The 25,490-nt window shown below is 53.7% G+C and carries 30 protein-coding genes; 10 read left to right on the top strand and 20 right to left on the bottom strand.

Annotation, left to right across the window (positions count from 1 at the left end; all coding sequences use genetic code 11):
- Positions 1–50 precede the first annotated feature (50 nt).
- Genes DL239_RS05730 through DL239_RS05690 form a run of 9 tightly spaced genes read right to left on the bottom strand, consistent with a single transcriptional unit; the run spans position 51 to position 4,619 of the window.
- The gene (locus DL239_RS05730) at positions 51–542 is read right to left on the bottom strand and encodes a flagellar basal body-associated FliL family protein (protein WP_167683033.1); all 492 of its coding nucleotides are present in this window, start codon (positions 540–542) and stop codon (positions 51–53) included.
- A gap of 8 nt (positions 543–550) precedes the next feature.
- Entirely contained in the window at positions 551–1,264 is a 714-nt protein-coding gene (gene flgH / locus DL239_RS05725; RefSeq protein ID WP_240931753.1) for a flagellar basal body L-ring protein FlgH, read from the bottom strand.
- A gap of 26 nt (positions 1,265–1,290) precedes the next feature.
- A complete protein-coding gene (gene flgA / locus DL239_RS05720; RefSeq protein WP_167683031.1) occupies positions 1,291–1,707 on the bottom strand; it encodes a flagellar basal body P-ring formation chaperone FlgA in 417 nt (138 codons plus the stop codon).
- Complete coding sequence (gene flgG / locus DL239_RS05715; RefSeq protein ID WP_167683030.1) at positions 1,707–2,492, bottom strand: flagellar basal-body rod protein FlgG; 786 nt, start codon at positions 2,490–2,492, stop codon at positions 1,707–1,709. Before flgG ends, flgA begins: the two co-directional genes overlap by 1 nt.
- Positions 2,493–2,514: 22 nt before the next feature.
- Entirely contained in the window at positions 2,515–3,228 is a 714-nt protein-coding gene (locus DL239_RS05710) for a flagellar hook-basal body complex protein (protein WP_167683029.1), read from the bottom strand.
- The gene (locus tag DL239_RS05705; protein ID WP_167683028.1) at positions 3,228–3,500 is read right to left on the bottom strand and encodes a flagellar biosynthetic protein FliQ; all 273 of its coding nucleotides are present in this window, start codon (positions 3,498–3,500) and stop codon (positions 3,228–3,230) included. Before DL239_RS05705 ends, DL239_RS05710 begins: the two co-directional genes overlap by 1 nt.
- Before the next feature lie 3 nt (positions 3,501–3,503).
- Positions 3,504–3,800, bottom strand: coding sequence for a flagellar hook-basal body complex protein FliE (gene fliE, locus DL239_RS05700; RefSeq protein ID WP_167683027.1), 297 nt, complete (start codon positions 3,798–3,800; stop codon positions 3,504–3,506).
- Between the two features lie 22 nt (positions 3,801–3,822).
- Positions 3,823–4,215, bottom strand: a complete 393-nt coding sequence (gene flgC, locus DL239_RS05695; RefSeq protein ID WP_167683026.1) for a flagellar basal body rod protein FlgC — start codon at positions 4,213–4,215, stop codon at positions 3,823–3,825.
- Between the two features lie 14 nt (positions 4,216–4,229).
- Positions 4,230–4,619: a FlgB family protein gene (locus tag DL239_RS05690; RefSeq protein ID WP_167683025.1), complete on the bottom strand. Its 390-nt coding sequence runs from the start codon at positions 4,617–4,619 to the stop codon at positions 4,230–4,232.
- Positions 4,620–4,706: 87 nt separating this feature from the next.
- Here DL239_RS05690 and DL239_RS05685 point away from each other — a divergent pair, with 87 nt between their 5' ends.
- A complete protein-coding gene (locus tag DL239_RS05685) occupies positions 4,707–6,035 on the top strand; it encodes a FliI/YscN family ATPase (protein ID WP_167683024.1) in 1,329 nt (442 codons plus the stop codon).
- An 89-nt stretch (positions 6,036–6,124) separates the two neighbouring features.
- On the opposite strand, the gene DL239_RS05680 is transcribed toward DL239_RS05685, so the two are convergent.
- The 6 genes from DL239_RS05680 to DL239_RS05655 form a co-directional block, all read right to left on the bottom strand.
- Positions 6,125–6,916 carry a DUF1217 domain-containing protein gene (locus DL239_RS05680; RefSeq protein WP_167683023.1) on the bottom strand — a complete coding sequence of 264 codons (792 nt, stop codon included), beginning with the start codon at positions 6,914–6,916 and terminating at the stop codon, positions 6,125–6,127.
- Positions 6,913–7,317: a flagellar biosynthesis repressor FlbT gene (flbT, locus tag DL239_RS05675; RefSeq protein ID WP_167683022.1), complete on the bottom strand. Its 405-nt coding sequence runs from the start codon at positions 7,315–7,317 to the stop codon at positions 6,913–6,915. The genes DL239_RS05680 and flbT overlap by 4 nt, the downstream gene beginning before the upstream one ends.
- Position 7,318: 1 nt before the next feature.
- Entirely contained in the window at positions 7,319–7,690 is a 372-nt protein-coding gene (flaF, locus tag DL239_RS05670; RefSeq protein WP_167683021.1) for a flagellar biosynthesis regulator FlaF, read from the bottom strand.
- 77 nt (positions 7,691–7,767) lie between these two features.
- A complete protein-coding gene (locus DL239_RS05665) occupies positions 7,768–8,613 on the bottom strand; it encodes a flagellin N-terminal helical domain-containing protein (protein ID WP_167683020.1) in 846 nt (281 codons plus the stop codon).
- A 213-nt stretch (positions 8,614–8,826) separates the two neighbouring features.
- Entirely contained in the window at positions 8,827–9,186 is a 360-nt protein-coding gene (locus DL239_RS05660) for a flagellar export chaperone FlgN (RefSeq protein WP_167683019.1), read from the bottom strand.
- Entirely contained in the window at positions 9,179–9,439 is a 261-nt protein-coding gene (locus DL239_RS05655; RefSeq protein ID WP_167683060.1) for a rod-binding protein, read from the bottom strand. The genes DL239_RS05660 and DL239_RS05655 overlap by 8 nt, the downstream gene beginning before the upstream one ends.
- A 158-nt stretch (positions 9,440–9,597) precedes the next feature.
- Here DL239_RS05655 and DL239_RS05650 point away from each other — a divergent pair, with 158 nt between their 5' ends.
- From DL239_RS05650 to DL239_RS05640, 3 genes are all read left to right on the top strand, one after another.
- Complete coding sequence (locus DL239_RS05650; RefSeq protein WP_167683018.1) at positions 9,598–11,136, top strand: flagellar hook-length control protein FliK; 1,539 nt, start codon at positions 9,598–9,600, stop codon at positions 11,134–11,136.
- Positions 11,137–11,140: 4 nt separating this feature from the next.
- Positions 11,141–11,803 (top strand): FlgD immunoglobulin-like domain containing protein, encoded by a 663-nt coding sequence (locus DL239_RS05645; protein ID WP_167683017.1) that lies wholly within the window; start codon positions 11,141–11,143, stop codon positions 11,801–11,803.
- A gap of 78 nt (positions 11,804–11,881) precedes the next feature.
- Entirely contained in the window at positions 11,882–12,733 is an 852-nt protein-coding gene (locus DL239_RS05640; RefSeq protein WP_240931749.1) for a phosphotransferase family protein, read from the top strand.
- Here DL239_RS05640 and DL239_RS05635 read toward each other — a convergent pair.
- The 5 genes from DL239_RS05635 to DL239_RS05615 form a co-directional block, all read right to left on the bottom strand.
- Positions 12,706–14,025: an NAD(P)/FAD-dependent oxidoreductase gene (locus DL239_RS05635; protein ID WP_167683016.1), complete on the bottom strand. Its 1,320-nt coding sequence runs from the start codon at positions 14,023–14,025 to the stop codon at positions 12,706–12,708. The genes DL239_RS05640 and DL239_RS05635 overlap by 28 nt on opposite strands.
- Positions 14,025–14,840: an ABC transporter permease gene (locus DL239_RS05630; protein WP_167683015.1), complete on the bottom strand. Its 816-nt coding sequence runs from the start codon at positions 14,838–14,840 to the stop codon at positions 14,025–14,027. The genes DL239_RS05635 and DL239_RS05630 overlap by 1 nt, the downstream gene beginning before the upstream one ends.
- Complete coding sequence (locus tag DL239_RS05625) at positions 14,837–15,718, bottom strand: ABC transporter permease subunit (protein ID WP_167683014.1); 882 nt, start codon at positions 15,716–15,718, stop codon at positions 14,837–14,839. The genes DL239_RS05630 and DL239_RS05625 overlap by 4 nt, the downstream gene beginning before the upstream one ends.
- Positions 15,718–16,845: an ABC transporter ATP-binding protein gene (locus DL239_RS05620; protein WP_167683013.1), complete on the bottom strand. Its 1,128-nt coding sequence runs from the start codon at positions 16,843–16,845 to the stop codon at positions 15,718–15,720. The genes DL239_RS05625 and DL239_RS05620 overlap by 1 nt, the downstream gene beginning before the upstream one ends.
- Before the next feature lie 97 nt (positions 16,846–16,942).
- Positions 16,943–18,028 carry a polyamine ABC transporter substrate-binding protein gene (locus tag DL239_RS05615; RefSeq protein WP_167683012.1) on the bottom strand — a complete coding sequence of 362 codons (1,086 nt, stop codon included), beginning with the start codon at positions 18,026–18,028 and terminating at the stop codon, positions 16,943–16,945.
- A gap of 130 nt (positions 18,029–18,158) precedes the next feature.
- Between DL239_RS05615 and DL239_RS05610 the strand changes: the two genes are divergently transcribed.
- From DL239_RS05610 to DL239_RS05580, 6 genes are all read left to right on the top strand, one after another.
- Positions 18,159–18,854, top strand: coding sequence for a GntR family transcriptional regulator (locus tag DL239_RS05610; RefSeq protein WP_167683058.1), 696 nt, complete (start codon positions 18,159–18,161; stop codon positions 18,852–18,854).
- Between the two features lie 64 nt (positions 18,855–18,918).
- A complete protein-coding gene (locus DL239_RS05605; RefSeq protein ID WP_167683011.1) occupies positions 18,919–20,310 on the top strand; it encodes an aspartate aminotransferase family protein in 1,392 nt (463 codons plus the stop codon).
- A 300-nt stretch (positions 20,311–20,610) separates the two neighbouring features.
- A complete protein-coding gene (locus tag DL239_RS05595; protein ID WP_167683009.1) occupies positions 20,611–21,711 on the top strand; it encodes an ABC transporter ATP-binding protein in 1,101 nt (366 codons plus the stop codon).
- Positions 21,712–21,793: 82 nt separating this feature from the next.
- Positions 21,794–22,897, top strand: a complete 1,104-nt coding sequence (locus tag DL239_RS05590; protein ID WP_167683008.1) for an extracellular solute-binding protein — start codon at positions 21,794–21,796, stop codon at positions 22,895–22,897.
- Positions 22,898–22,986: 89 nt separating this feature from the next.
- Positions 22,987–24,258: an ABC transporter permease gene (locus DL239_RS05585; RefSeq protein ID WP_167683007.1), complete on the top strand. Its 1,272-nt coding sequence runs from the start codon at positions 22,987–22,989 to the stop codon at positions 24,256–24,258.
- A 5-nt stretch (positions 24,259–24,263) separates the two neighbouring features.
- A complete protein-coding gene (locus DL239_RS05580; RefSeq protein WP_167683006.1) occupies positions 24,264–25,439 on the top strand; it encodes an ABC transporter permease in 1,176 nt (391 codons plus the stop codon).
- Positions 25,440–25,490 lie beyond the last annotated feature (51 nt).

Here is a 25,490-nt window from a genome sequence, read left to right as displayed (position 1 = left end):
AACCTAATAGGTTTGGCCCTTTTTCGTTCGTTAGCGCCGTTTGGTGAAAGTCAGACGTCCTGGCGGGATATATCCAGGATCAAGACGTCCTTAATGTCTGTGCCAATTTCTCTCTGTGCTGCCTCACGTAGGGCCGTGCGCAGTGGTCGCATGACGTCCGACCGGGTAAAGGCGCCGCGGAACCCACCCATATTGGCGTGATCGAACAGAACCTGCAAAAGTGTGTCTCGCAGTTTTGGCTCCAAGGCATAAATCTGATCACTCATTCCATCAACGGCCTCTAGGCTCAGCGACATAACGACCAAGGCTGACAATTCATCGCGCTCGACCACAGGCACAACAAACTGATTGGCCAGTTTTACATATATGTACTGTGGGGCCTCGCCTTCGGCGTGAGCCTCTTCCTCCGCAGGAGGAGCTTGGTGAGCTTCTCCTGCGATGGCTTCGTGTACCTCAGGTTCGGGTGCCAGCATTATGCCAGCACCAATGCCGCCGCCGGTGCCGATGATGAGTAGGATTACGGGCAGTAGTTTTGATAACATGGGAACCCTCAGAATGGCAGGACGACATCAAGCAACTGCTGGCCATAGCGCGGCTGTTGCACATCGGAGATTTGCCCACGACCACCGTAGGAAACACGGGCCGAAGCAATTTTATCGTAGGTGATTTCGTTCTGTCGGCTAATGTCTTCGGGCCGCACAAATCCGGATACCAGCAGTTCGCGCATTTCAAAGTTTACCCGCAGTTCCTGAGATCCATTGATCGCCAGAACACCGTTTGGCAGAACATCGACAATGGTTGCCGCGACCCGCAAGGTCAATTTTTCGTTCCGTTTGACCGATCCCTTGCCTGTTGTGCTGCTGCTGCTGCCCAGTTCGACTGCGGTCGCCATGGATGCCCCATCAGGCAAATGTTCGTCGATGCGCTGTGGAACGCCCAGCAGGTTGGAAACGCCCATTGATTCGTCACCCGAACGGGAACGAGACGTACCGTTTGAGATTTCGGCTTTTTCGTCAATTTCAATGACGACAGTTAGGATGTCGCCTTTGCGAACAGCGCGGCGGTCGCCCAAAAGGGACTGTCTCTCACCGCTCCAAAGCGATGAGCTGTCGACCGTGCGCTGGGGCTGGGTACTGTTCGGCAGGCCCTGCCAAAGCATTGCCACGTGTTCGGGGGTTTCATTGGCAGGTGTAAAGCTGGGCTCTTTGCCGATATGGTCCATGCGCCCACAGGCACTTAGCAAAGCCAATCCCAATACTGCCATTCTGGCCAGTGTCAATTTCTTGTGCATTATCTTACCTCAATAGAACCGTCAGCGCCAATGCGCCCGGATAGTGTGCTGCGAGACGACAAATTCATTGCTCGAATGATGTCGCCTTCTGAACCGCGGCCCAAGGAACGGCCTTCGGTTGAAATTAATAGTCCGCCACGGCGAAATTTGAGCACCACCAAATCGTTACGCTCAACAATTGCTGGCGGGCCAACGTCGCCAGGGCGAATGGGGCGTCCGGCGTAAAGCGATACTCTGGCTTCTTGGCCTATCAACTCGGCCGGATCTGAAAAGGCCCCCGCAATATCTACCGACTTGTAAGCCAGATCTTCGGCATGGATGATTTGTTTGGCCCTGATTGTGCGCACAGGCACCAAGGTGTCTGCCCAACCGGATTGAGCCATCAGAACCATCAAGAATGTGAGGACCAGTTTCATTAGCGCACCTGCGTTGTTGCGCTCATCATCTGGTCGACTGCCGAGATGACTTTGGCGTTCATTTCATAGCCGCGCTGGGCTTCGATCAGTTCGGTGACTTCGCGTACTGCATCAACCGAGCTGGCCTCGATGTAGCCTTGGCGCAATGATCCCAAGCCATCTTCTCCGGGTGTGGAAACCACTGGTGCACCTGATGCTTCTGTTTCGGTGAACAGGTTGTTGCCGCGTGCCTCAAGTCCCTTTGGGTTAGCAAAGCCTGACAGGGTTAACTGACCTAGCAGCTGACCTTCGGCGGCGTCATCAAAATAGGCATAGACTTCGCCTTCGCCATTGATCGAAATGCTGCGTGCGTCTGACGGGATGGTGATATCGGGGGAAACAGCCAATCCGTCAGAGGTGACGATCAAACCCTCGGCCGACCGCTTCAGTGAACCGTCACGCGTAAAGGCCGGCTCACCCGACGCCAGCGTCACTTCTAGGTAACCTTTGCCGTCAATTGCTACATCAAGATCGTTGCCGGTTTGTGTCAGCGCACCCTGAGCGAGATGGACTGAGATCGCGGAAGGACGCACACCCAAACCAACCTGAACACCAGTTGGCAGCACAGTACCATCCGAGGAGTTAACGGTGCCTGCACGGGAAACCTGCTGATAGTGGAGATCGGCAAATTCCGCACGGCGCGCGTTGTAGGCGGTCGTATTCATGTTGGCGAGGTTGTTCGAAATGGTTTCGACGCGCATTTGCTGTGCGCTCATTCCGGTGGCTGCAATCTTTAGGGCACGCATCGGGATTCTCCTTCGATTCGTATTACTTAATTAGGTTTTTGATGGCGTTGCGGATGCGCTGGTCTTCGGTTTCAAGGAAACTTTGACCCATTTCATAAGAGCGCTGGATTTCGATCATCCGGGCCATCTGGGAAATTGCGTTGACGTTGGATCCTTCGACAAACCCTTGCAGGATTTGTGCCTGATCAGTCTCTTCGATGTCGCCATCTACTCGGAACATCACCCCATCTTCGCGCACCATGGTGTGTGATTCGGTTGGCATGAATAGTCCGATCTGGCCCAGTGGAGTGCCATCCGCGCTGATTGTGCCATCTGCAGAGATGCTAATGGTTTCGGCATCGCCGGGAACGAAGACCGGTGAATCACCGCCATCCAGAACCCGATATCCATCAGCTGTGACCAGATCACCATCAGCATTTGGCGAGAAGGCACCAGCCCGTGTAAGGCGTTCGCCCATCGGGGTTTCGACCTTGAAATAACCATCACCTTCGATAGCGAGGTCAAAGGTGCCGTTGGTTTTGGTCAGTGCGCCTTGTTCTGTCGATGTATTGCGGATGTTGGCCCGCGCCATCGACAATGACGATTGTTCAGGCCCTGACTGGATGTATTCTGAAAAAATCAGACCTTCCTGCCGATAGCCGGTTGTGGCCGAGTTGGCGATGTTGTTCGCCACGACCTGCATTTCGCGCATCAGGCCTGATTGACGGGATAGTGTAGCGTAACCTGCGGTTTCCATTAGGAGGCTCCAATAATCAGAGGAATGATGTGGCCATGAAAAAAGGCCAGCATCGTTTGTGTCATGAAGCCCATGGTCATCCAAAAGACGACCACGATGGCAGCCAGTTTAGGCACAAAGGTCAGGGTCATTTCCTGGACCGAAGTTAGGGCCTGAAACAGACCGATGCTCAGCCCGACAACCAGCGCAACGGTCAGGATTGGAGTCGACGATATAACGGCGGTCCACATTGCCTGGCGCAGAGTGTCGTAGAATTGCCCTTCGCTCATCATGGCTTAGACCGGCATCCGTAGGATTTCTTGGTAGGCCTCTACGACCTTGTTCCGAACGGTCACGGCTGTTTCAACAGCCAGTTCTGTTTGGGCCAGTGCCTGAACCAACGCATGCGGGTCTGCACCACCTGTCATGGCAGCAACAGATGTTTGCTCACTTTGTTGCAGGGTTGCAGTAAAGTCCTGAAAACTATTCTTCAGAAGCGCGCCGGCATCATTGCCTGCGTGCTCGGGGTCGATTTTGGTCGCTGGGCGTGCTGCTGCATAGCCACTGGCGGCGGAAAGACTGCGAATATCCATTCTGGATCTCCTCTGGTTCTAGTTATCTGCGTAGTAATTCCATCAAAGAGGCGGACATTTGCCGCGTTTGATCGAACATTTTTAGGTTAGCTTCGTAGCTGCGCTGGGCCTCGCGGGCGTCAGCGATCTCGATCATCAGATCGACGTTTGACCCTTCGTAGTGACCACTTTGGTCAGCCATTGGATGCGACGGGTCATACACCTGTGTAAGATCTGTGCGGTCCAGATGGACCCGACCGACCCTAACTGCTTCAACGTCGCTATTCATGTCGCGCACGGATTCAAATGGGACTGTCTTACGACGATATCCAGGTGTATCCGCATTCGAGATGTTTTCGGAAACGTGACGCAGACGGTTGGCCTGAGCTTTCAGGCCACTCGACGATGCGGTCAATGCGTTGGAAAATTCACTCATTATTCGAAACCTCCTTAGTTGCGACCGAGACTGGTGCGCAGAATGTTCATGGAAGATTTGTAGATCGCGAGAGCCTTGTCATGCTGACGCTTTACCTCGACCCCTTTTAGGATTTCGGATTCTATCGAAACTGAGTTATCATTGGGGTCATTACCGGCTTCCGTTGTGCTGACAGTCCAGTCCGTTCCCTGACCGGAGGAACCGTTCAGGTGATTGCTTCGGCTGGCGCGCATTTCACCCGGCTGGGTGTTGTCGTCAAATACTTCGGAAAATGGTTTGATGTCTTTGGCGTGATAGCCAGGCGTATCGGCATTTGCGATATTCTGAGACACCAATGCCTGACGTGTCCCGGCATGGGTCGCCATAGCATTTGCTAGTGTAAAGACATTCAGCTTTGTGAACATCGGGGCTTCTCCCTCGATTGATTTCAACCAAGACTTAACCCTGATTCCTTTAGAAATTGTTTTCAGAAACACGTTGGAGAACCCACAATGACCGCTGACCTGAATGCACTGACCCAGGAAATAGCCAGTAAACGGCTTAGTACACCGGTAGGCAGGGTGACCGGAATTACCGGTGGTGTTATTGAAATTTCAGGCTTGGGGAACACCGCGCGCATCGGAGACCGTTTGGTTTTGAAACGCCAGGATGGTGATGAGCTGTCTGGTGAAGTGATGATGATTAATATGAATTATGTCAGTATGTTACCTGACACTGCACCAAATCGTGTGGCGATCAAGGATCCGGTTTTACTGTATCCGACACCAGAATTTGCCCCTGATGACAGGTGGATTGGCAGGGTGATTGACCCTTTCGGTGCACCACTAGATGGAAACCCGATGCTACGCGGCGGAGCTTCCCGAGACCTGATGGCGCCGCCTCCGCGGGCGGCTGAACGCAAACCTTTGGGAGCTCGTCTTCCGACTGGTATGTCGGTGCTAAATACGATTCTCCCGATTGTTTGTGGGCAGCGAGTCGGTCTCTTTGCAGGTTCTGGGGTTGGTAAATCGACTCTGTTGGCGCAGTTGGCGCAAAATATGGACGCTGATGTTGTCGTAATGGCGCTGATCGGTGAACGTGGTCGTGAAGTGAAGCACTTTGTTGACCATGTGTTGGGCCCAGAGGGAATGAAGCGCTCTGTTGTTGTGGCCGCAACGTCAGATCAGTCCGCTTTAGTGCGGCGACGCTGCGCATGGTCGGCCATGGCTGTGGCTGAACATTTTCGGGACCAAGGGAAAAATGTTCTGTTTCTGGCTGACTCGGTAACTCGATTTGCAGAAGCCCATCGCGAAATTGCGGTAGCGTCAGGAGAGGCACCAGCCCTTCGTGGCTACCCCCCGTCAGTGACACCTCTGATTACGGGTCTGTGTGAACGTGCGGGCCCAGGGGCAGAAGGGCAGGGCGATATAACTGCGGTGTTCAGTGTCTTGGTTGCGGGATCGGACATGGACGAGCCAATTGCAGATATTCTGCGCGGGGTTCTGGATGGTCACATTGTGTTGAATCGAGAGATTGCCGAGCGTGGACGTTTCCCAGCCATTGATGTCTCTCGGTCAGTTTCACGTAGTTTGCCTGCTGCAGCTACGCCTGAAGAGAATGAAATCATTTCCGACGTACGCAAGTATCTTGGCACCTATGAACAATCCGAAGTGATGATCCGGGCGGGCCTATATTCCGAAGGCAGTGACGTAACTCTGGACCAGGCAGTGCGGATCTGGCCAGAATTGGACAGTTTCTTTGGGAAAAATGATCCAGAAGGAATTCAGAACAGCTTCAACCGTCTGAATTTGATGCTGCGTCGTGCTGGTAAAGCTCGGTAACGAAAGCTCTGGCTTTAAATTTACATAACGCAGCAAAATAGCGCGGTTCGGGTCATACCCGCCGCGCCATTTTTCAAAAGACCTGAGTGTTAGGACTGCAACAACATAAGAGCAGTTGCGCCTGCGGATTGTGATGCTTCAAAACTGGTAAGCTGTTCACGTGCCAAGTAGGTAATGACCAGCTTCTCCATCAGCTCAGGATCGGCAAAGTCAGCGACGTCTTCAGTTCCAAACACTGATGAAGCGCGGTCTTTGAATGTTTCCAGCTGCTGGTCTAGATCGATCTGAGACAAGCTCTCCGGAAGGCCCAGTGCGATTTCGAACATTTCACGAAGAGCGGACTGACCCATCACGTTGAACCACTTGGTGTCGACACTGGATTCTTCTCCGGCAACATTGACCAGTTCGCGCTGACCATACAGGGCAACACGCATCGATGCCTCTTGCTCGCCAACGGCTTCCTCAAAGGACTGAACCTTGTTAGTGAAAACCAGATCGGCCATTTCCTGAGCAGACCCGGTTTTGACGGTGTCGCCAGGGCCAAATCCAAAAGCGTTGCTGAACTGCACATAGCGGTCGTCGCCCAGCTTGTTAGCCAAAGCGTCGTCGGCGGCAGTTCCGTCCGTTAGGATCTTTTCCAGATAAGCCTTTTTGTAGATATCTTCGCCCAGCCCAAAAGCGTCCAGCGCAACCGTTAGTAAGCGCGTATCGGACAAAAGGTCCTCGGCTGATTTTACATTGCCGATATTCTCCACAAAGTAGTCCGTCTCGCGTTGCAAGACGGCATCCTTGGTGAATGTTTCGAACTGTTTGTCGTACGTTGCCTGAAGGAAGTTCCAGCCAACGATGCCATTCGACGGGATGATCGGTTGATAGGTCATGATGCGCGCACCGCCATCAACCGATCTTCACGCTGCAGGAGTGTGCGCAGCGCTTTTAGGCATCGGTAGTGGTTGTTCTGGATCACGGCCTCGGTTGCCTCTGCCAAGGAGGCCCGGCTGTCGGGGTCGGTGAACACCTGGCTCAGATCCTCGATCCGGCGCAACATTGGCAGTCGATCTTCTTGGGCATCGATGTCGCCAGTCAGGACCAATTGTGCAGCATAACAGACACGACGCACCGGAGTGTTGGCTTCCTCGGGGTGGATCGCATCACGCAGGCGCAAAATGTTGGCGTCAGGTGTTACGATCGACAACCGACTGCGGCGATCACCGTTCTCAATGACCGCGCCGTTGACCAGAACACGTTCTTTGGGGGCGAGTTTTAGGACTAGTCCACTCATATCATGGGGCTCCGCTTCGTAGGCCACGCATGATGGCCGTGTTGATTTCAACCAGAGGTGCTACGCTGGCCTCGCGGGCTAGGACCTTGCTGGTGTGTTGTCGCGTGAACTCAGTCAGATAGGCGATGTGATCCTTCAACTCCGCAGGGAGTTCGTTGCTGGGGCTGGCAACATCGGCCATGAAGATGGTCCACAGCTTTCGATTGTCAGTCAGGGCGGCTACCAGAGTATTGAACCCGTCGGGTCCCTTTTTCGCAGCAGCAACCAGCCGGTGAGTAATGCGCGCGATGGCGTCGTACTCAAGGTTCTTTGGGGTGCGTGTCGGGGCTTTTACCGCCGAGTAAGCTTGTTTCGCATGTCTGAGTGCGTTCACGTGAGTTCCTTACGTACTAATCTTCAGATTCTCTGAGACGGAAATCCGGGGCATGTGGGCGCCCCGGATCATAGTTGTTAGCGGAACAGCTGCATCAGTGCTTCTGGTGCGCCATTGGCGATCGACAGCGATTGTACGGCCAGCTGCTGCTGTGTCTGCAGAGCCTTTAGTCGAGCCGAAGCTTCTTCCATGTCGGTATCGGTCATCGAGCTGACACCCAATTTCATGGAGTCGGTCAGCTTAGAGACAAACTCGCCCTGGTCCTTCAGGCGGGCACTGTCGGCACCCAGTGCGGCGGCACCGTTAATGGCAGTGGACAGGAAGGCCTCGATTTCGGTCAGGGCAGAGGCAGCGTCGCTGGAATCTGTGATGACTGTCAGGTTTGCTCCCAAGTCAATGTTGCTGACAAAATCAAGAGCATTGATAGTGATCGGAGTACCTGTTGGAGTACCGGTTGCACCAACACGGTCAAGCGAGGCAAGAACGCTCAGGCTGGTGGCTGAGCCGTCAATGGTATCCATCAGCAAGTTAGCGCCGTTGAACTGGGCTGCGGCAATGATCGAAGCAACCTGATCACTTTTCTTTGCGATATCGGTTTGAATTTTGCCGTGATCAACGTTCTCGGACTGAGCGGAAACGATCAGCTCTTTGATTTCTGTCAGTTTTTCTACGATTTGTTCCGCGCCAGCAGATGCAACAGCAACAGTTGCCTCACCCACTGCCAAGCTTTCAGAGATTGCCTCAAAGCCTGCGATGTCAGATTCCATGGTTTTCGAAATCGCCCAAACAGCCGCGTTATCACTGGCGGAGCCAACACGCTTACCTGTCGAAATCTCATTTTGAGCATCGGTCAGGTTATTGTTAACAGCCGAAAGTGTCTGCAGCGCAACCATTGCGCCATTGTTTGTCAGAATGCTGGTCATAGCATGTTTCCTTTAACTTTGAGGCGCTTTAGCCCCATCTAATGCCGCCCCCAAATGGGGCTCTTTTTTGACGTCGTTCTGACTATTGCGTTTGGCCTCTTGGCTTTCGCGCCATCTCGTATCTGAGATGCAAGGAGACATTGGCCCACTAGATGCTAAAGGAATGCTAATTCCAGAATTCGCTTATTTAGAATTTTCTCTAAATTGCGAGGGTTACGCGCGCTTCTCTAGGCTGATACTTCCGCGTGTGCTGTAACGTGTCTTGCGACCGGATTGGTCGTAAACATCCAGTCCTTTGCGAACACGACGCAGTTCGGCCATGCGAGCAGACACTGCACGAATTCCTTCCATGGCGCTGTCCAGCAGTACTTGGTTTCGCGATACCTTGTCGTGAACTTGGGTCAGTGATGCACGTTCCAGATCTGTAATTGCGTTCAGATCGCTGATGAGCGATTCTTTCTTTGTCATCAGGCCACCCAATTTAGTTAGGTCACCTTTGACTAGGGCCTGACGTTCTTGGTCTAGGATGGTATCTAGCTTGTCGATCAGGGTTTGTGGGTTCAGGTTAGTCATTTTGAGCCTCCTTCAATGAGTGGTACAGTGATTCGGCCAGGCCGATTCCGCCTGCCTGGGCCATTTGCTCCGCCTGTGCGCGGATTAAGAATGTGGAAAACTGGTCTTCACCTGAGCCCCCACCGAACGATTCGCGGCTTTCACCCAAACCGGCAGATTTCAGCATTTCTGCAAGAAATGTTGCCTCTAGCTGGGTTGCGGCCTTGCGAAGTGGGTCTTGTTGTGGGGGCGATGCCTGATGCGACATGCGCATAGAAAGCGGTATTGATGGCGTCAGGTCAGTCATTGGATTCTCCAGATGAATAATCTCGAATTGCTTCGATTTTTCTTAGACTGCGCCATAACCGGTTAAAATTACCGTAACCGGTTGCATGTACTAAGGACGTGTCGAGATAGAATGTCCGGAACAAAATGTTACAAAATATTCATTCAGAATCGTCTTTTGACGCGGTCAAAAGTTCGAACAAGCCCAAGGCTGCCCCGAACGAGGCTGCTAACAAGGGCACGTCTTTCCAAAGCCACTATTCTGCGGCTGATAAGCATGAATCTGCTGTCAGTGATGCGAAACAGGTCGCCAATACGGATGCCGCGGATGACGCTCAAGCAACACCATCTAATGATGTGTCGGATCAATCCACATCGCAGGATACTGAGGTAGATCAGGATCGATCAGCGAATCAGGAAGAGGATGCGCTTGCACCTGAAGCCGCTCATGTCGATATTTTGCCAGTTCAACAGAACCGCCCCAAAGCTGCTGCTATTTCCCAAGGGGGAGTAAAGGATGCGGAAACTGACATTTCTTTGGGCACCAACAAAAATGCGGAAGTGGCTAAGTCGCACCCAGAATCCTCTGCCCGTCAGGCCAGCGAGAGCGAAAAAGCTGAACAGCCGATACACCGTAGTGTTGCGGAATTGCGAATGGCCGGCTTGCAGCAAGGTGCAGATCACCAACAAGCGAAAACAGCCTCTGCCAACCAGGCAGCTCAGGTCGTAGGGCAAGGTACAGGGCAATCGCCGCTGGTGGAAACACCCGTGCCAAATGAAAACGCCGAGGCTGGGCTGAAAGTGGGTGCTGCAATTGCCAGCACACAATCGAGCACTCAAGGATCAGCTCCGACTATGCCAGAGTCGTTGCAGCGAGTTGTAGCCGCCTCGCAAGCAGGGCAGGCAGTTCCGGTTGCGACACCGGCATCTAAGCCGGTAAAGACTGGGGCGAATGCTCAAACGGCCCAGCAAGTAATTGAGCAAGCTCTTAACGCAGCTGGTCAGGAAGCAGAGCCAGAGCTGGATCCCAGAGCGATTCGCCGAGGAACCGAGGTCACGCCAAACAGCCCGCCGACGGTGACGGTGCCGACACCGAATAATACCGTCCAGATCAATCCGGCAATGCAGGCTGTGGCACAGGGTGCAGCGGTCAACGCAGATGCGATGGCGGATTCGGCCGGGGCCGCAGTCCTGTTGGACCCAATAGGGTTTGAGCCTGCTGGATTGTCACAACTTCTGACTGAAGCCGTAATGAGCCCAGGAACCACTCACCGCCCTGAAACACCGCGTTTGGTAGCTGCACAGATGGCCGAGGCGCTGGCAACCAAGGGTGAGCGCAACATCGATATCGCGCTTAGCCCAGAGGAACTGGGTCGGGTGAAAATGCGGGTTAGTACAACTGATACCTCTGTGGTCGTCGCGATCACAACAGAGCGCCCTGAGACAAATGAACTGATGCGTCGCCACATCAATGAACTGTCGGAAGAATTCCGCCGCATGGGGTTCGAAGATATCTCCTTTGAATTCAGTGGCGAGGGGATGTCCGGGGATGCAAGCGAACAGGACGAATCACAGAGTAATGGGTCCTCTGGGGCACAAAGCAACGGTCAAAGCGCTGATAACGTGCAGGAACCTGAACAACAGAACCTTCGTCTGGGTGAAACCGGACTGGATATGAGGATTTAAGTCTATGACCACAGCAGTTAACTCCGCCGCTTCAGTGGCAACACCTACACGGGCACCCGCAAAAACCGCTGAACAGTCGGATTATGAAACCTTTCTCAAAATGCTGACCGCGCAAGCAAAATACCAAGACCCGCTTGAGCCGCTCGATTCGTCGGAATACGCATCGCAGCTGGCGCAATTCTCGATGGTGGAAAAGCAGACCGAAAACAATGACATCCTGACCACGATGGCCCAGCAAATGGGCTTGGCAAACATGGCTGCGATGTCTGGGTGGGTTGGAATGGAAGCCCGTGCTGCTGCGCCGGCTCACTTTGATGGATCAACCCCAATTACCGTTGCGCCCAATCCAGCGGCTGCTTCGGATACTGTTCAACTGGTGGTCAGCAATTCCAGTGGCGCCGAGGTGCAGCGCATCACATTGCCTGTTTCCGCCGAAGCCTATGAATGGGACGGGTTGGACGATGACGGTGCAGCCTTTGCCAGTGGAACCTATTCGTTTGAGGTGGAAAGCATCGCAAATGGAGAGGTGTTGCTGAAAGATACTGCCGAAGTTTATGCCAATGTCACCGAAACCCAGATGCAAGGCTCTGATGTGGTCTTGATTCTTGAAGGTGGGTCAGCAATTTTGGCTTCATCGGTGACCGCGCTACGTTCTTCGGACAGCTAAGACAGAATTCGGCGTACTCCGTGACTTGTCGCCCCTCGCTGATCGAGGGGCCGTTATGCGGAGACGACCTTGTGGCCTATGACTTTTGAATTTGAGGCCGAACTGTTTGCCGATGTCGCGTCGCGGGGATTGGTTGCCGACATCCCTGAACGAATGGCAGGGGGGCGGTCCAATCACGTTTGGCGCGCAGGCCAGACCGTAATCAAAGCATATCAGCGTTCAAGCGAGAACCCATTGTTTGCCAATGATTCTATGCGTGAACAGACAAGCCTGAAGGCACTAGCCGGAACAGGCATGGCACCTCATTTTCTGGCCGCAGGATCCGTGAACGGCAGCGATTGGCTGGCTTATAGTCATATTGAGGGCGCCGTCTGGAAGAAAGACACGCGTCACGTAGCGCAGCTGCTGGGGCGATTACACGATCATATAGGTTTTGACGGCTTGCCCAAGGGGCGTAACGGCAGTGTTGAACTTGCCGATCAAACCCTTGAGATATTGGAACAATGCAACACACCAAACCCACTGCTGGGGTTAGCCCCAATGGGGCAGGTTGCTGCAATTGAAAACCCAGTGTTGATCCACGGCGATCCGGTTCCCGGAAACATAGTGGAACATGACGGCACGCTGACCTTGATTGACTGGCAATGCCCACAGCTGGGGGACCCAGCCGAAGATCTGGCCCTGTTTCTGTCTCCGGCGATGCAATTGTTGTACCGGGGAAAGCCACTAACGCAGGATGAGGAAAACGCTTTCCTAAACGCCTACCCGGACCGAGCGGTTGTGGCGCGGTTGCAGGCGTTGAAACCTTGGTTTCATTGGCGAATGGCGGCCTATTGTTTTTGGAGATCCGAACAGGGCAGCAGCCGTGACCACGATGCGATGGTGTTGGAATTGGCTGCTCTTCAGTCCATCAACCCAAGCGCGGCATAGGCTGGCGGCAACAGCAAACGCCGGAAACGGCCAAGCGGAAATCGTGGTATAGATTGCATGGCGGGCGAATATGGCAGGTCAGGGGTCTTTCCCAGCGCCAGATCGCTTAACAATCGCCCGGAATAGGTTCCCATAGCGACGCCATTTCCGTGGTAGCACATGCCGGCGAACATGCCTGTCGTATCGGGTATGGGGCCAACATAGGGCACCAGATTCCGTGACAGACAGACCATTCCCGACCAGCAATGCGTTGTTTCGACGTCGGCCCAAGCAGGGAATATACGGTCGAAATCCTGCCGTAGTTTGCGGCGAATCGATTTTTCAGACGCGGCTGAGGATAAAAGACCCCCTCGCATGCCGAACAGGAAACGGCGGTCAGGCATCAGGCGGAAATAATGCAACAGGTTCCTGCTGTCATAGGCCATCTGGTCGCTGAACCAGCCTTGTTTTTGCAATTCATCTTCGCTGAGAACACGCGTGACCATGGCCGTGGACTGAGTAGGCAGGTAACGCCCTGCCAGCCAGGGTGGTAAATCCTCGGACGAATAGCCATTGGTCGCGATTATCACCTTAGTGACCCGCAATGTTCCAGCGGGGGTGGAAATCTCATGTTTTCCGTTCCGCTGCGTGATGCGGGTTGCGCGGCTGCGTTGAAATAGTTGAGCACCGGCCGACTGTGCTGCACGTGACATTCCAAACAGGTACTTGCGCGGGTTCAGGCCAAAGCCGACAGGGGTGGTCAATGCACCGTGAAAAGGGCCGTTCAACCCGTGTTCGGCAAGCTGCGCAGGCTCTAGCAGATCGACCTTGTTACCTGCCTTGGCCATATTTTCGGCTTCGGTGCGTAACCGCTGCATAGCGCGCGGTGAATGCGCCAGCTGGGTTTCGCCGCGCGAATGAGTGTCAGCGTCGATTTCAAATTTATAGAGCAGTTCACGCACCAAATTGACGGCAGCGACTTCCCCGGCCTCATAGGTCTCGGTGGCCTGCGCGCCGAACTTTCGTCGCATGGCCGCACTGCTTAGCTTTGATCCGCCTAAACAGCAGAAACCGCCATTGCGACCTGATGCGCCCCAGCCGGGCGATTCGGCTTCTAGAACCGCGACACTTACGCCGCCTTGCGCCAGATGCAGGGCTGCGGACAAACCTGTGAAACCGCCACCGACAACAGCGACATCGGCGTCCACAGCACCATTTAGGACCGGCCAATCCGGTTCTGCTATGGTCTCGTCCCACCAACAATTGTCGCGTGGGCCGGGACCATAGGCAAATTCCGAGTAGATTCGCCGCATTAGTTGCGCACCGCTTCCTGTTCTTCCCGTTTCTGTCGGACCATTTTATGTTTGCTAATCAAAGATGTCGTGATCACACCGATGGTCACAATTGCAATCATGATGGTCGACAGTGCGTTGATTTCGGGGCTGACCCCCAGTCTGACTGCTGAGAAAATCTTGATCGGCAGGGTGGTTGCTGATGGTCCGGTGGTAAAGGATGCAATCACCAGATCGTCCAGCGACAGGGTAAAGGCCAGTAACCAACCGGAAATCACCGCCGGGGCGATAATTGGCAAAGTCACCAACCGGAACGCTTGCGGCGCAGAACAACCCAGATCCAATGCGGCCTCTTCCAAGGATCGGTCAAAGGTGACCAGCCGAGAAGACACCACAACCGAGACATAACACATCGAAAAAGTGCTGTGGGCCAATACGATGGTTAGCACGCCACGATCCAACCCGATGCCGATGAACAGCAACAGCAGCGACAGGCCGGTGATGACTTCGGGCATCACAAGTGGCGCATAGATCATGCCGGAAAACAGGGTGCGCCCCCTAAAGCGACCTCCGCGAACCATGACATAGGCGGCCATGGTTCCCAGAACCGTGGCGATCGTAGACGAGAATACCGCAACCTTGATCGTAACCCATGCGGCATTCAGAAAGGCCTCGTTCTGCATCAGCTCGCCATACCACTTGGTCGAGAACCCCGCCCAAACAGTGACCAGCTTACTTTCGTTGAAGCTGAAGATGATCAGGATGATCATCGGGATATAGAGAAACGCAAATCCCAACGTTAGGGACACAACGTTGAACCAACTGGTTCTATTCATTGTTCAGCCTCCTGTTCTTTTTGCTGGTTCCGCTGGAACAGTACGATTGGAATAACCAGGATGAGCAGCAGGATCACGGCCACTGCACTGGCGACTGGCCAGTCACGGTTAGAGAAAAACTCTTCCCACAGGACTTTGCCGATCATCAGCGAGTTTGATCCGCCCAGCAGAGATGGGATCACAAATTCACCAAGCGCCGGGATGAAGACTAGGAAACAACCGGCGATGATACCTGTTTTCGAGAGTGGGATTGTCACGAGCCAGAATGCGCTAAGGCGTGAACAGCCCAGATCCTCGGCAGCCTCGATTAGCGATTCGTCCAGCCGTTCCAGCGCTGAATAGATCGGCAGAATCATGAAGGGTAGGTAGGTGTAGACAATGCCGATATAAACGGCGGTATTGGTGTTGAGGATGGTCAGCGGAGTGTCGATGACGCCGGTCCACAACAGTAACTGGTTCAAATAGCCCTCGTTACTAAGGATACCCATCCACGCGTAAACCCGGATCAGGAAAGAGGTCCAGAAAGGCAGGATGACTAACATCATCAGGGTCGGGCGCCATTCCGGTGCCGAACGGGCCATACCGTATGCGATTGGGTAGCCGACCAGCAGCGTCAACAGAGTTGAGATCGTGGCGATTTTGAAAGAACTTAGATAGGCTTTCCAGTACAGATCATCCTCGGTCAGGAAGACGAAATTTTCAAAATCCAACTGGCTGAAATAGGCTCCGATTCCTTCATCCCAGCTGAATTTGGGAACATAGGGCGGAATCGCCAGCGCTGTGTCTGAAAGCGATATCTTCACAACGATGGCAAAGGGCACCAGGAACAGCAGTAGCAGCCAGGTGTAAGGGGTGGCGATCAGGAAAAAACGGCGCATCAGCTGGCCAACAAAACGCCGGCCGTGGCGGTCCATGACAGCCAGACAGTGTCTTCCCAAGTGTAGCTACGTCGCGAAATCCGCCGGGTATTTGCAGCCTGCGCCTTTATAACGACGCCTGTTGGCAACTCGACGTGATAGGTTGAGATGTTGCCGAGGTAGGCGATGTCTAGGACTTTTCCCTGCACTGCATTTGCAGCCTCTTCAGGTTTGTCCGCCGAGATCGCAATTTTTTCGGGGCGAATAGCCAAATGGCATTTTTGACCGTCTGAAAACGGCTGGTTGGAGCTGGCCGTTAGAGGAGCCTGCCCATCAGCCCAAGCGACGGAATAGCTATCCTCTCCATTGGCTGTTGTGGTGCCTTGGATAATATTCACGTCGCCAATAAAATCAGCGACATACACTGAATTTGGTGTTTCATAGATCCGATCCGGCGTGGCCACCTGAATGATCTTACCGTGGTCCATCACCGCCACCCGGCTGGCAACCGTCATGGCCTCTTCCTGATCGTGGGTCACGATCACAAATGTGGTGCCGGTTTTTTCCTGAATATCCATCAGTTCAAACTGGGTTTCCTGGCGCAGCTTTTTGTCGAGCGCACCTAGCGGTTCGTCCAGCAACAGTAGTTTTGGTGCCTTGGCCAAGGATCGAGCCAGAGCCACGCGTTGGCGCTGGCCGCCAGAAATCTGATGTGGTTTGCGTTTGGCGAATTTCTCTAGCCGGGTCAGCCGCAGCATTTCTTCGACACGGTTGTTGATGTCGGGCTTGGGCATGCCTTCGCGCTTCAGGCCAAAGGCGATATTTTCCCAGATCGAAAGATGTGGGAACAGCGCATAGGATTGGAACATCATGTTGGTCGCCCGCTTGTTCGGCGGAACCGGGACGATATCCTGACCGGCCAGCATAATGTTGCCTTCGGTCGGCGTTTCGAACCCGGCCAGCATGCGCATCAGAGTGGTTTTCCCACATCCTGACGGACCTAAAAGCGCGTAGAACTCACGCTCGTAGATATCAATGGTCAGATTGTCGATGGCGACAAAGGAGCCAAACCGTTTGGTGACGTTCTGGAAATGGATCAGCGGTTTTTCCTGCGGATCGTCCCAGGGTTCGAATTCAACAGTAGTCAAGCCAGGTCCCTTCCAGCGCGCGCAAAACTCTGCGCATTATTTGGTGCGTTTAGTGCAATGGGGCGCAAGAGCGCCCCATCGTATCTTGTCATCCGAATTAGATGCCGGATTTGATCTTGGTCCACAGACGGGTGACTTTGCGCTGTACTTTCACAGGGTAGGGGCGGGTGGTGTACAGGTTCTGCAGGGTCGCTTCGTCTGGGTAAATGGCTGGATCACCGATCACGTCTTCTTCCAGCATTGGCTGGCTCGCCTTGTTGCCGTTGGCGTAATAGACATAGTTCGATGCAGCAGCCATGTTACCTGCGTCCATGATAAAGTTCAGGAACTTATGCGCAGCTTCGGGGTTTGGCGCGTCAACCGGAATGGCCATTTGGTCAAACCACATCAGCGCACCTTCGCTGGGGGCGTTATAGGCAATCTCTACGCCATTCTCGGCTTCGTCAGCGCGATCACGGGCTTGCAGAATGTCACCGGACCAGCCGATTGCTACGCAAATGTCGCCGTTCGCCAGTGCGTTGATGTATTCCGAGCTGTGGAATTTTTGCACGTACGGGCGAACGGCTGACAAAACGGGTTCAGCCTTGGCGATCACGTCGGGGTCCTGGCTGTCAGGGTCTTCGCCGATATAGGCCAGAGCCGCCGGAATGATTTCAGCCGGAGCGTCTAGGAAATGCACACCACAGGCGGCCAGTTTTTCCATATTTGCCGGGTCAAATACCAATGCCAACGATCCAATCGGAGCGTCATCGCCCAAGGCTTCGGCGACCTTGGCGGTATTGATGCCAATGCCGGTGGTGCCCCACATGTAGTTAATCGAATGGGCGTTGTCAGGGTCGTACTGGGCTGTGCGTTTTTCAATCACGTCCCACATGTTACCGGTGTTTGACAGTTTGCCCTTATCCAGCGGTTGGAATGCACCAGCCATGATCTGACGCTGCAAGAACGTGCCGGATGGAACAACAACATCGTAGCCCGAGCCGCCGGCCAGCATTTTGGTTTCCAAAACTTCGTTGCTGTCGAACACATCGTAGATCAGCTTGATGCCGGTTTCTTCTTCGAACTTGGTCAGCAACTCTTCGTCGATATAATCGGACCAGTTGTATACGCGGACTTCTTCGGCCATTGCAGCTGCACTGCTGAGTGCGACAATAGCGGTGAGCATCATCGTTTTAAGTGTCATTAGTATCTCCCTGTGCGAACCGGTGTCGGGCCCGGCTGACAGGATTTGATCAAGTTTTGCCTCTTTGGGCAATAGTGTTTATGCTATCTTTGTGGCTGACGTTACCAACGTCGGTCGAAAAACAGGAGGAATGGGTGACGTGACGACCACCAAAAATACGAACCATCCGGTGTCGGAAAATGGGGCAAAGGCCCCAGCGCATGAGACTGTTTATCAAACGTTGCGAGGGCAAATTCTGTTTGGTGAATTGGCTCCGGGACAGGCCGTGACAATCCAAGGTTTGACCGAGGCCTTGAACGTTGGCATGACGCCGGTGCGCGAAGCGATCCGTCGACTGATTTCGGATGGGGCATTGGTCTTTCAGGGAAACCGACGCGTGTCTGTTCCGGTGCTACATTCAAAAGATCTTGATGAGCTAACTTATGCAAGAAAAACAATAGAATGCGAGTTGGCAAAGCGTGCAACCATGCGTGTTTCAGCTGACGATATTACGACCCTAGTCCAGATAGATGATGCCTTGGATAGGGCAATTTCTGCCGGGGATGTGGCTGACTATTTAGCCCAAAATTACGCCTTCCACACCACACTCTATCAACACGCTGAAGCGCCAATATTAACGGATTTGGCGGACAGGTTATGGCTGCGGTTTGGGCCATCTCTTCGGGTGGTTTGTGGTCGCTTTGGAACACAGAGCTTTCCCGATCGCCACAAGGACATCCTTAATGCCCTGCGAAAGGCCGATCCGGAATTTGCCGCGCTGGCGATGGAACGGGACGTAACGCAGGGAATGGAACAGGTGAGTATGGGTTTGGTTACGGATAACTGATTCGATTGACACCAGAGAATTTGATCATATTCTTGGGGCAACCCTCTGAATCAGGAGTTCTCCTATGAGCGCGATCACTAATCATCTGCCTACTGCCGAGTTGCAGGCTTTAGATGCAGCCCACCACATGCATCCTTTTACCACCAACGATGAGTTGGCGGAAAAAGGTGCCCGTATCATCACGCGTGCCGATGGCATTTATCTGACCGATAGCGAAGGGAATGAAATCCTGGACGCAATGGCAGGCCTGTGGTGCGTCAACATCGGCTATGGCCGCGATGAAATTGCAGAGGTTGCTGCGCGCCAGATGCGAGAGCTTCCTTATTACAACACCTTCTTCATGACATCTCATGTGCCCGTCATCGCGCTGGCCAAAAAGATTTCTGAGCTGGCCCCAGGTGATTTGAACCACGTGTTCTTTGCTGGCTCAGGATCCGAGGCTAACGATACAAACATCCGCATGGTCCGCCATTACTGGGCGGAAAAAGGCAAGCCGAACAAGTCGGTGATTATCAGCCGCCATAACGCATACCATGGCTCTTCGGTGGGTAGTGGGTCTTTGGGTGGAATGAGCGGAATGCATGCTCAGGGTGGTCTGCCGATCCCTGACATTCACCACATCGAACAGCCTCACTGGTGGGCCGAGGGTGGTGACATGGACCCCGAAGAATTCGGCGTTCAGCGCGCGAAAGAGCTGGAGAAGGCGATTCTGGAGCTGGGTGAAGACCGTGTTGCTGCCTTTATCGCTGAACCTGTGCAGGGTGCCGGCGGGGTCATTGTACCACCAGCCAGCTATTGGCCGGAAATTCAACGTATCTGCGACAATTATGAAATCCTGCTGATCGCGGACGAAGTGATTTGTGGCTTTGGTCGTACCGGCAATTGGTTTGGCAGTGAAACCATGGGTATTCGCCCTGATATCATGACCATCGCCAAAGGGCTTAGCTCGGGTTATGCGCCGATTGGTGGTTCAGTCGTCAGCGACGAAATCGCATCAGTCATTGGCGGTAGCGAGTTTAACCACGGCTATACTTACTCGGGCCATCCGGTTGCTGCCGCCGTCGCGCTGGAAAACCTCCGTATCCTGGAAGAAGAGAACGTTATCACGCAGGTGCGCGACGTAACGGGCCCTTATCTAAAGGAGCAGTGGGAATCTTTGGTAGATCATCCGCTGGTAGGAGAGGCCAAGATCGTTGGCATGATGGGGTCCATTGCATTGGTGCCCAATAAAAACAGCAGGGCTCCGTTCTCTGAAGCTGGAACAGCTGGTTTCATCTGCCGCGAGCGTTGCTTTGCCAATAATCTGGTAATGCGCCACGTGGGCGACCGGATGATAATTTCACCACCGCTGGTGATCACGACTGAGGAAATCGATGTCCTCATTTCACGTGCGCGCTTGGCTCTGGATGAATGCTATGCCGAGTTGCAAAAGCGAGAGCTACTGAACGTTGATTAATCGACGCCGCAAAGCTGGCTGCCGAAAGGCAGTTTTAGTGAATATTTTTTTACCCCTGTTCGCTTTGCGGATGGGGGTTATTTTTTGAAATTCGTGCGAATATAGATCAATGTCGAATTCGCTTGCCAAAACCGCCGCATTGCCCGCATCATCTGTCGTTAAATAGCCGATCATACGCCCGAAAGGGCCTAGAATAATATTCGGATCAAACGGTTGCATACTATCGCTTAGGTATGTTTACATGAAACGGTTACAAGTGCAGAGCCAATCTGCCGGACCTAAAAAACCAGGGAGCTTGTTTTGGCTGATGTGTCAAACGGTGACGCGTTCGTAGAATTCGAACGTGTTCAAAAAAGTTATGACGGCGAAAACCTCGTTGTCAAAGACCTTAACCTTTCCATGCCCAAGGGCGAGTTCCTTACGATGCTCGGCCCCTCAGGATCCGGAAAAACCACCTGTTTGATGATGCTCGCGGGTTTTGAAACCGCAACTCATGGCGATATTCGTCTTGGCGGCACATCTATCAACAACATCCCTCCGCACAAACGCGGCATCGGCATGGTGTTCCAGAACTACGCGCTATTTCCACATATGACGATTGCTGAAAACCTCAGCTTTCCTCTGGAAGTACGCAAGATGGGCAAATCCGATCGCGAAGCAAAAGTGATGCGGGCGCTGGATATGGTAGAGATGGGGGCCTTTGGTGGTCGCCGTCCTGCACAATTGTCCGGTGGTCAGCAGCAGCGAATTGCCCTTGCGCGTGCGTTGGTGTTTGAACCTGAATTGGTGCTGATGGACGAACCTCTTGGCGCGCTTGACAAACAGCTGCGCGAAAAGATGCAGTTCGAAATCACCCACCTTGCACACCGGTTGGGTATTACCGTGGTCTACGTGACCCACGATCAAACCGAAGCCCTGACAATGTCTGACCGCGTTGCTGTGTTCGACGATGGCCGCATTCAGCAGCTGGCACCACCAGACAAACTGTACGAAGAGCCGCAGAACAGTTTCGTTGCGCAGTTCATTGGTGAAAACAACACACTCGAAGGTGTGGTCAAAGAAATCAGCAATGGGGTTGCCTTGGTTCAGCTGGACGACGGGGGCCTGATCGATGCTAAGCCGATCAATGTTTCCAAAGCCGGCGAACGGACCCGTGTTTCGATCCGACCCGAGCGCGTTGAATACAACAAAGATCGGATGCCAGAAGGTGCTCATACGCTAAAGGCGGAAGTGCTAGAGTTCATTTACATGGGCGACATTTTCCGCACTCGTTTGCGGGTCGCTGGCAAGGACGACTTCTTTGTCAAAACACGTAACGCCCCTGATCAGGTTCGCCTGAAGCCCGGCCAAGAAATCGAAATTGGCTGGCTGGCCGAAGATTGCCGGGCACTGGACGCTTGATTCAATACCTGGCTAGAACCCCCGGCGCTCAAAGACCGGGGGCATTGAAAGAACGAATAAATCCAACAAGGAGAGAGTACTTATGAAACTCACCAAACTGTCTGCTCTGGTAGCCACAACAGCAATGTGCGCACCTATGGCGATGGCCCAAGATATGGCCAACGAAATGACCATCGTGTCATGGGGTGGTTCTTATTCTGCATCACAGAAAAACGCGTACCACGACCCCTATACTGCCAAAACTGGCGTTAAAATCATCAACGACGAAAGCTCGGCTGAAGCTGTTGCCAAAATTCGTGCGATGAACGAAGCGGGCAACGTAACTTGGGACGTTGTTGACGTGGTTGCATCTGACGCAATGCGTCTTTGCGACGAAGGTCTGGCCGAAGAAATCGACCACGACGCCGTTCTGGCCGCTGCACCTGATGGAACTTCAGCTTCCGAAGATTTCGGCAATCTGATCGTGTCCGAGTGCTTTGTACCTCAGATCGTGTACTCGACCACATTCGGTTACCGTACCGACTTGGTTGGTGACACAGCACCAACTTCTGTTTGTGACATCTTCGACCTCGAAGCATATCCCGGCAAACGTTCGCTGCAAAAGCGCCCTATCGACAACATGGAGTGGGCTCTGTACTGCGACGGTGTAGCCAAAGAAGACATCTATGATGTTCTGGGTACCGCCGAAGGTGTTGCACAAGGTCTGGCCAAGCTTGACACTATCAAGGACCAGGTTGTCTGGTGGACTGCTGGCGCAGAAACCCCACAGCTGCTGGCTGACGGCGAAGTTGTCATGGGTTCGACCTTTAACGGTCGCCTGTTCTCGGCAATTGCTGAGCAGAACCAGCCTATTGGTATGCTGTGGGACATGCAGTCGTTCGATCTGGACGGTTGGATCATTCCAGCAGGCCTGAGCCCCGAGCGCAAAGCCCGTGCTCTGGACTATCTGAACTTTGCAACAGACACTCAGCGTCTGGCTGACCAGGCCAAGTACATCTCGTACGGTCCTGCTCGGGCCTCTTCGGCTCCATTGGTTGGTAAGCACGCGGAACTGGGCATTGAAATGGCCCCACACATGCCAACAGATCCAGCAAACGCAACCAACGTCCACACCTATGACTACGAATGGTGGGCAGATAACCGTGACGATCTGGATGCAAAATTCCAGGCGTGGTTGGCCAAGTAATTCTGGCTTAAGCTGATATTGGGTCAGGGCCTGCTCTCCTTGTGGCAGGCCCTGACTCCACCAAAAAACACCCGACGGGGACTCCAGACATGAGCGATACAACCCAGTCCGGCCCGGTGCTGGCGGCTGATGGCACACCGCTAAAGCGCAGCTTGGCCCGTGCTCTTCGGATGCAAAAAATCCGAGCTTTGATGCTAGTTGCGCCACTGCTTCTATTTGTTTTGATTACATTTATTCTCCCTATCGGTGACATGTTGTTCCGATCGGTAGAGAACCAGATTGTCTCAGACACGTTGCCGCGTACTGTTGTGGCATTAAGAGAATGGGACGCGAATAGCGGCGAAGCGCCGGATGAGGCGGTTTACGCAGCATTGGCAGAAGATCTCAAAATCGCTGCCGCAGCAAAGCTACACACCCGCGTTGGGTCGCGTCTAAACTACGAGAAACCGGGGATTTCCTCGATGTTCCGCAAGGCTGGCCGCAAGGTCAAAAAGTGGGATGTCGAAAACGGAGGCCCGTTCAAAGAGCAGTTCATCGCGATTCATGAGGGTTGGGGTGATCCCGATGCTTGGCGAACCATTCAAACCTATTCGCCGAACTTTACCAATGGCTACTTCCTGAACGCGGCAGACCTACAAAAAGGTGCCGAGGGTGCTGAATGGCGTCCCGAGGATGAGCAGATCTATTGGGTTCTCTTCAAGCGTACGATGTTCATGTCGATGGTCATCACCATCAGCTGTATTATTCTGGCTTATCCAGTTGCTTGGATCCTGGCCAACCTGCCAGCTCGTAGCGCGAATATGCTGATGATCCTGGTGCTTTTGCCTTTCTGGACATCGCTGCTGGTACGGACATCCGCATGGAAAGTCATGCTGCAGCAGCAGGGGGTCATCAATGAAACCCTTGTTTGGCTGGGGCTGGTAGCAGATGAGTCCCGCCTCGTTATGATCAACAACCAGTTTGGTACCATCGTGGCCATGACACACATTCTACTGCCGTTCATGATCCTTCCGATGTACTCGGTGATGCAGACGATCCAGCCAACTTACCTACGGGCGGCAAAATCACTTGGCGCCACCAACTGGACAGCGTTCTGGCGGGTCTATTTCCCGCAGTCTGTACCGGGTATTGGCGCGGGTTCGATTCTCGTGTTCATCCTGTCAATCGGTTACTACATCACCCCGGAACTGGTCGGCGGCACCAAAGGTGTCTTCATCTCCAACCGGATTGCTTTCCACATCTCGTCCTCGCTCAACTGGGGTCTGGCAGCTGCGCTTGGCGCGATTCTGCTGGCGGTCGTGCTGGTCCTGTACTGGGCCTATGACAAGATTGTGGGCATCGACAACGTGAAGCTGGGATAAAACAGATGGCTCTTACACCTGTAGAAAATCAAACACCCGGTTTTGTAGCAGCGGTCGCCGCTGCATCCGGGGCCTTTTTTGGGCTATTCGTCGGTACCTCACAGGGCTCGGGCCTTATGGGGATCGTGATCGGTGCAGCGTTGCTGGCCGTTCTTGGGTTTGTCTTCACCAGCATGACGGACAAGGAAAAACCGATCCGGTGGGCACTTCTTGCTGTCTTTATCGTGATTGGCTTTGTCCTTGCCGGATTGCCAGCAGCTGTTGTTGGCGGTCTGTTCGGCTGGTTCGCTGGCTGGTTTATCTTCTGGCTCGCCACCTCACGGTACCGTTCCCGTCTGGCTCCTTACCTGACATCTGGCCAGGTCTTGTGGCACTTCACTTTCCGTGTGATCTGCGGTGCGATCTTTGTGTTCCTGATCACTCCGATCCTTGTGGTTATGCCGCTAAGTTTCAACTCGCAGGACTTCTTTACGTTCACGCCTGAGATGCTGCGGTTTGATCCCGAAGGGTATTCGCTCAAGCACTATCGCGACTTTTTCAGCAACCAGGATTGGCAAAACGCGCTGTGGAATTCGGTTCGGATTGCGCCGATGGCAACACTGCTGTCAGTAAGCTTTGGTACACTTGCCGCGATCGGCCTCAGCCAACCACATGTTCCGTTCCGTCGGGCTATCATGGCGATCCTGATCTCGCCGATGATTGTGCCGCTGATCATTTCAGCTGCTGGCATGTACTTCTTCTACAGCCGTCTAGGTCTGCAGGGAACTTACTTTGGGGTGGTTCTGGCTCACGCTGTGCTGGGTATTCCGTTTGTGATCATCACTGTGACAGCCACGCTTGTGGGCTTTGACCGCTCGCTGACACGCGCCGCTGCGAATATGGGCGCAGATCCTGTCACCACATTCTTCAGAATTCAGATGCCACTGATTCTGCCGGGTGTGATTTCGGGTGGTCTGTTTGCCTTCATCACCTCGTTTGACGAAGTGGTTGTGGTGCTGTTTGTTGGGTCAGCTGGGCAGAAAACACTGCCATGGCAGATGTTCATTGGCCTGCGCGAGCAAATCTCGCCAACCATCCTGGCAGTGGCAACAATCTTGGTGGCGATTTCGATTGCACTGCTGGCTACGCTTGAATTGCTGCGGCGTCGTTCAGAACGCCTGCGCGGCATGTCGCCAAGCTAAGAACGAAATCATCAAGACTAAAAAAGGCCCCTGCAAGCGCGGGGGCCTTTT

The sequence above is a fragment of the Parasedimentitalea denitrificans genome, assembly GCF_011813015.1.
Lineage (GTDB): Bacteria > Pseudomonadota > Alphaproteobacteria > Rhodobacterales > Rhodobacteraceae > Parasedimentitalea > Parasedimentitalea denitrificans.
The sequence above is the reverse complement of the archived record's forward strand: the minus strand, read 5'-3'. Positions and strand labels throughout refer to the sequence as shown.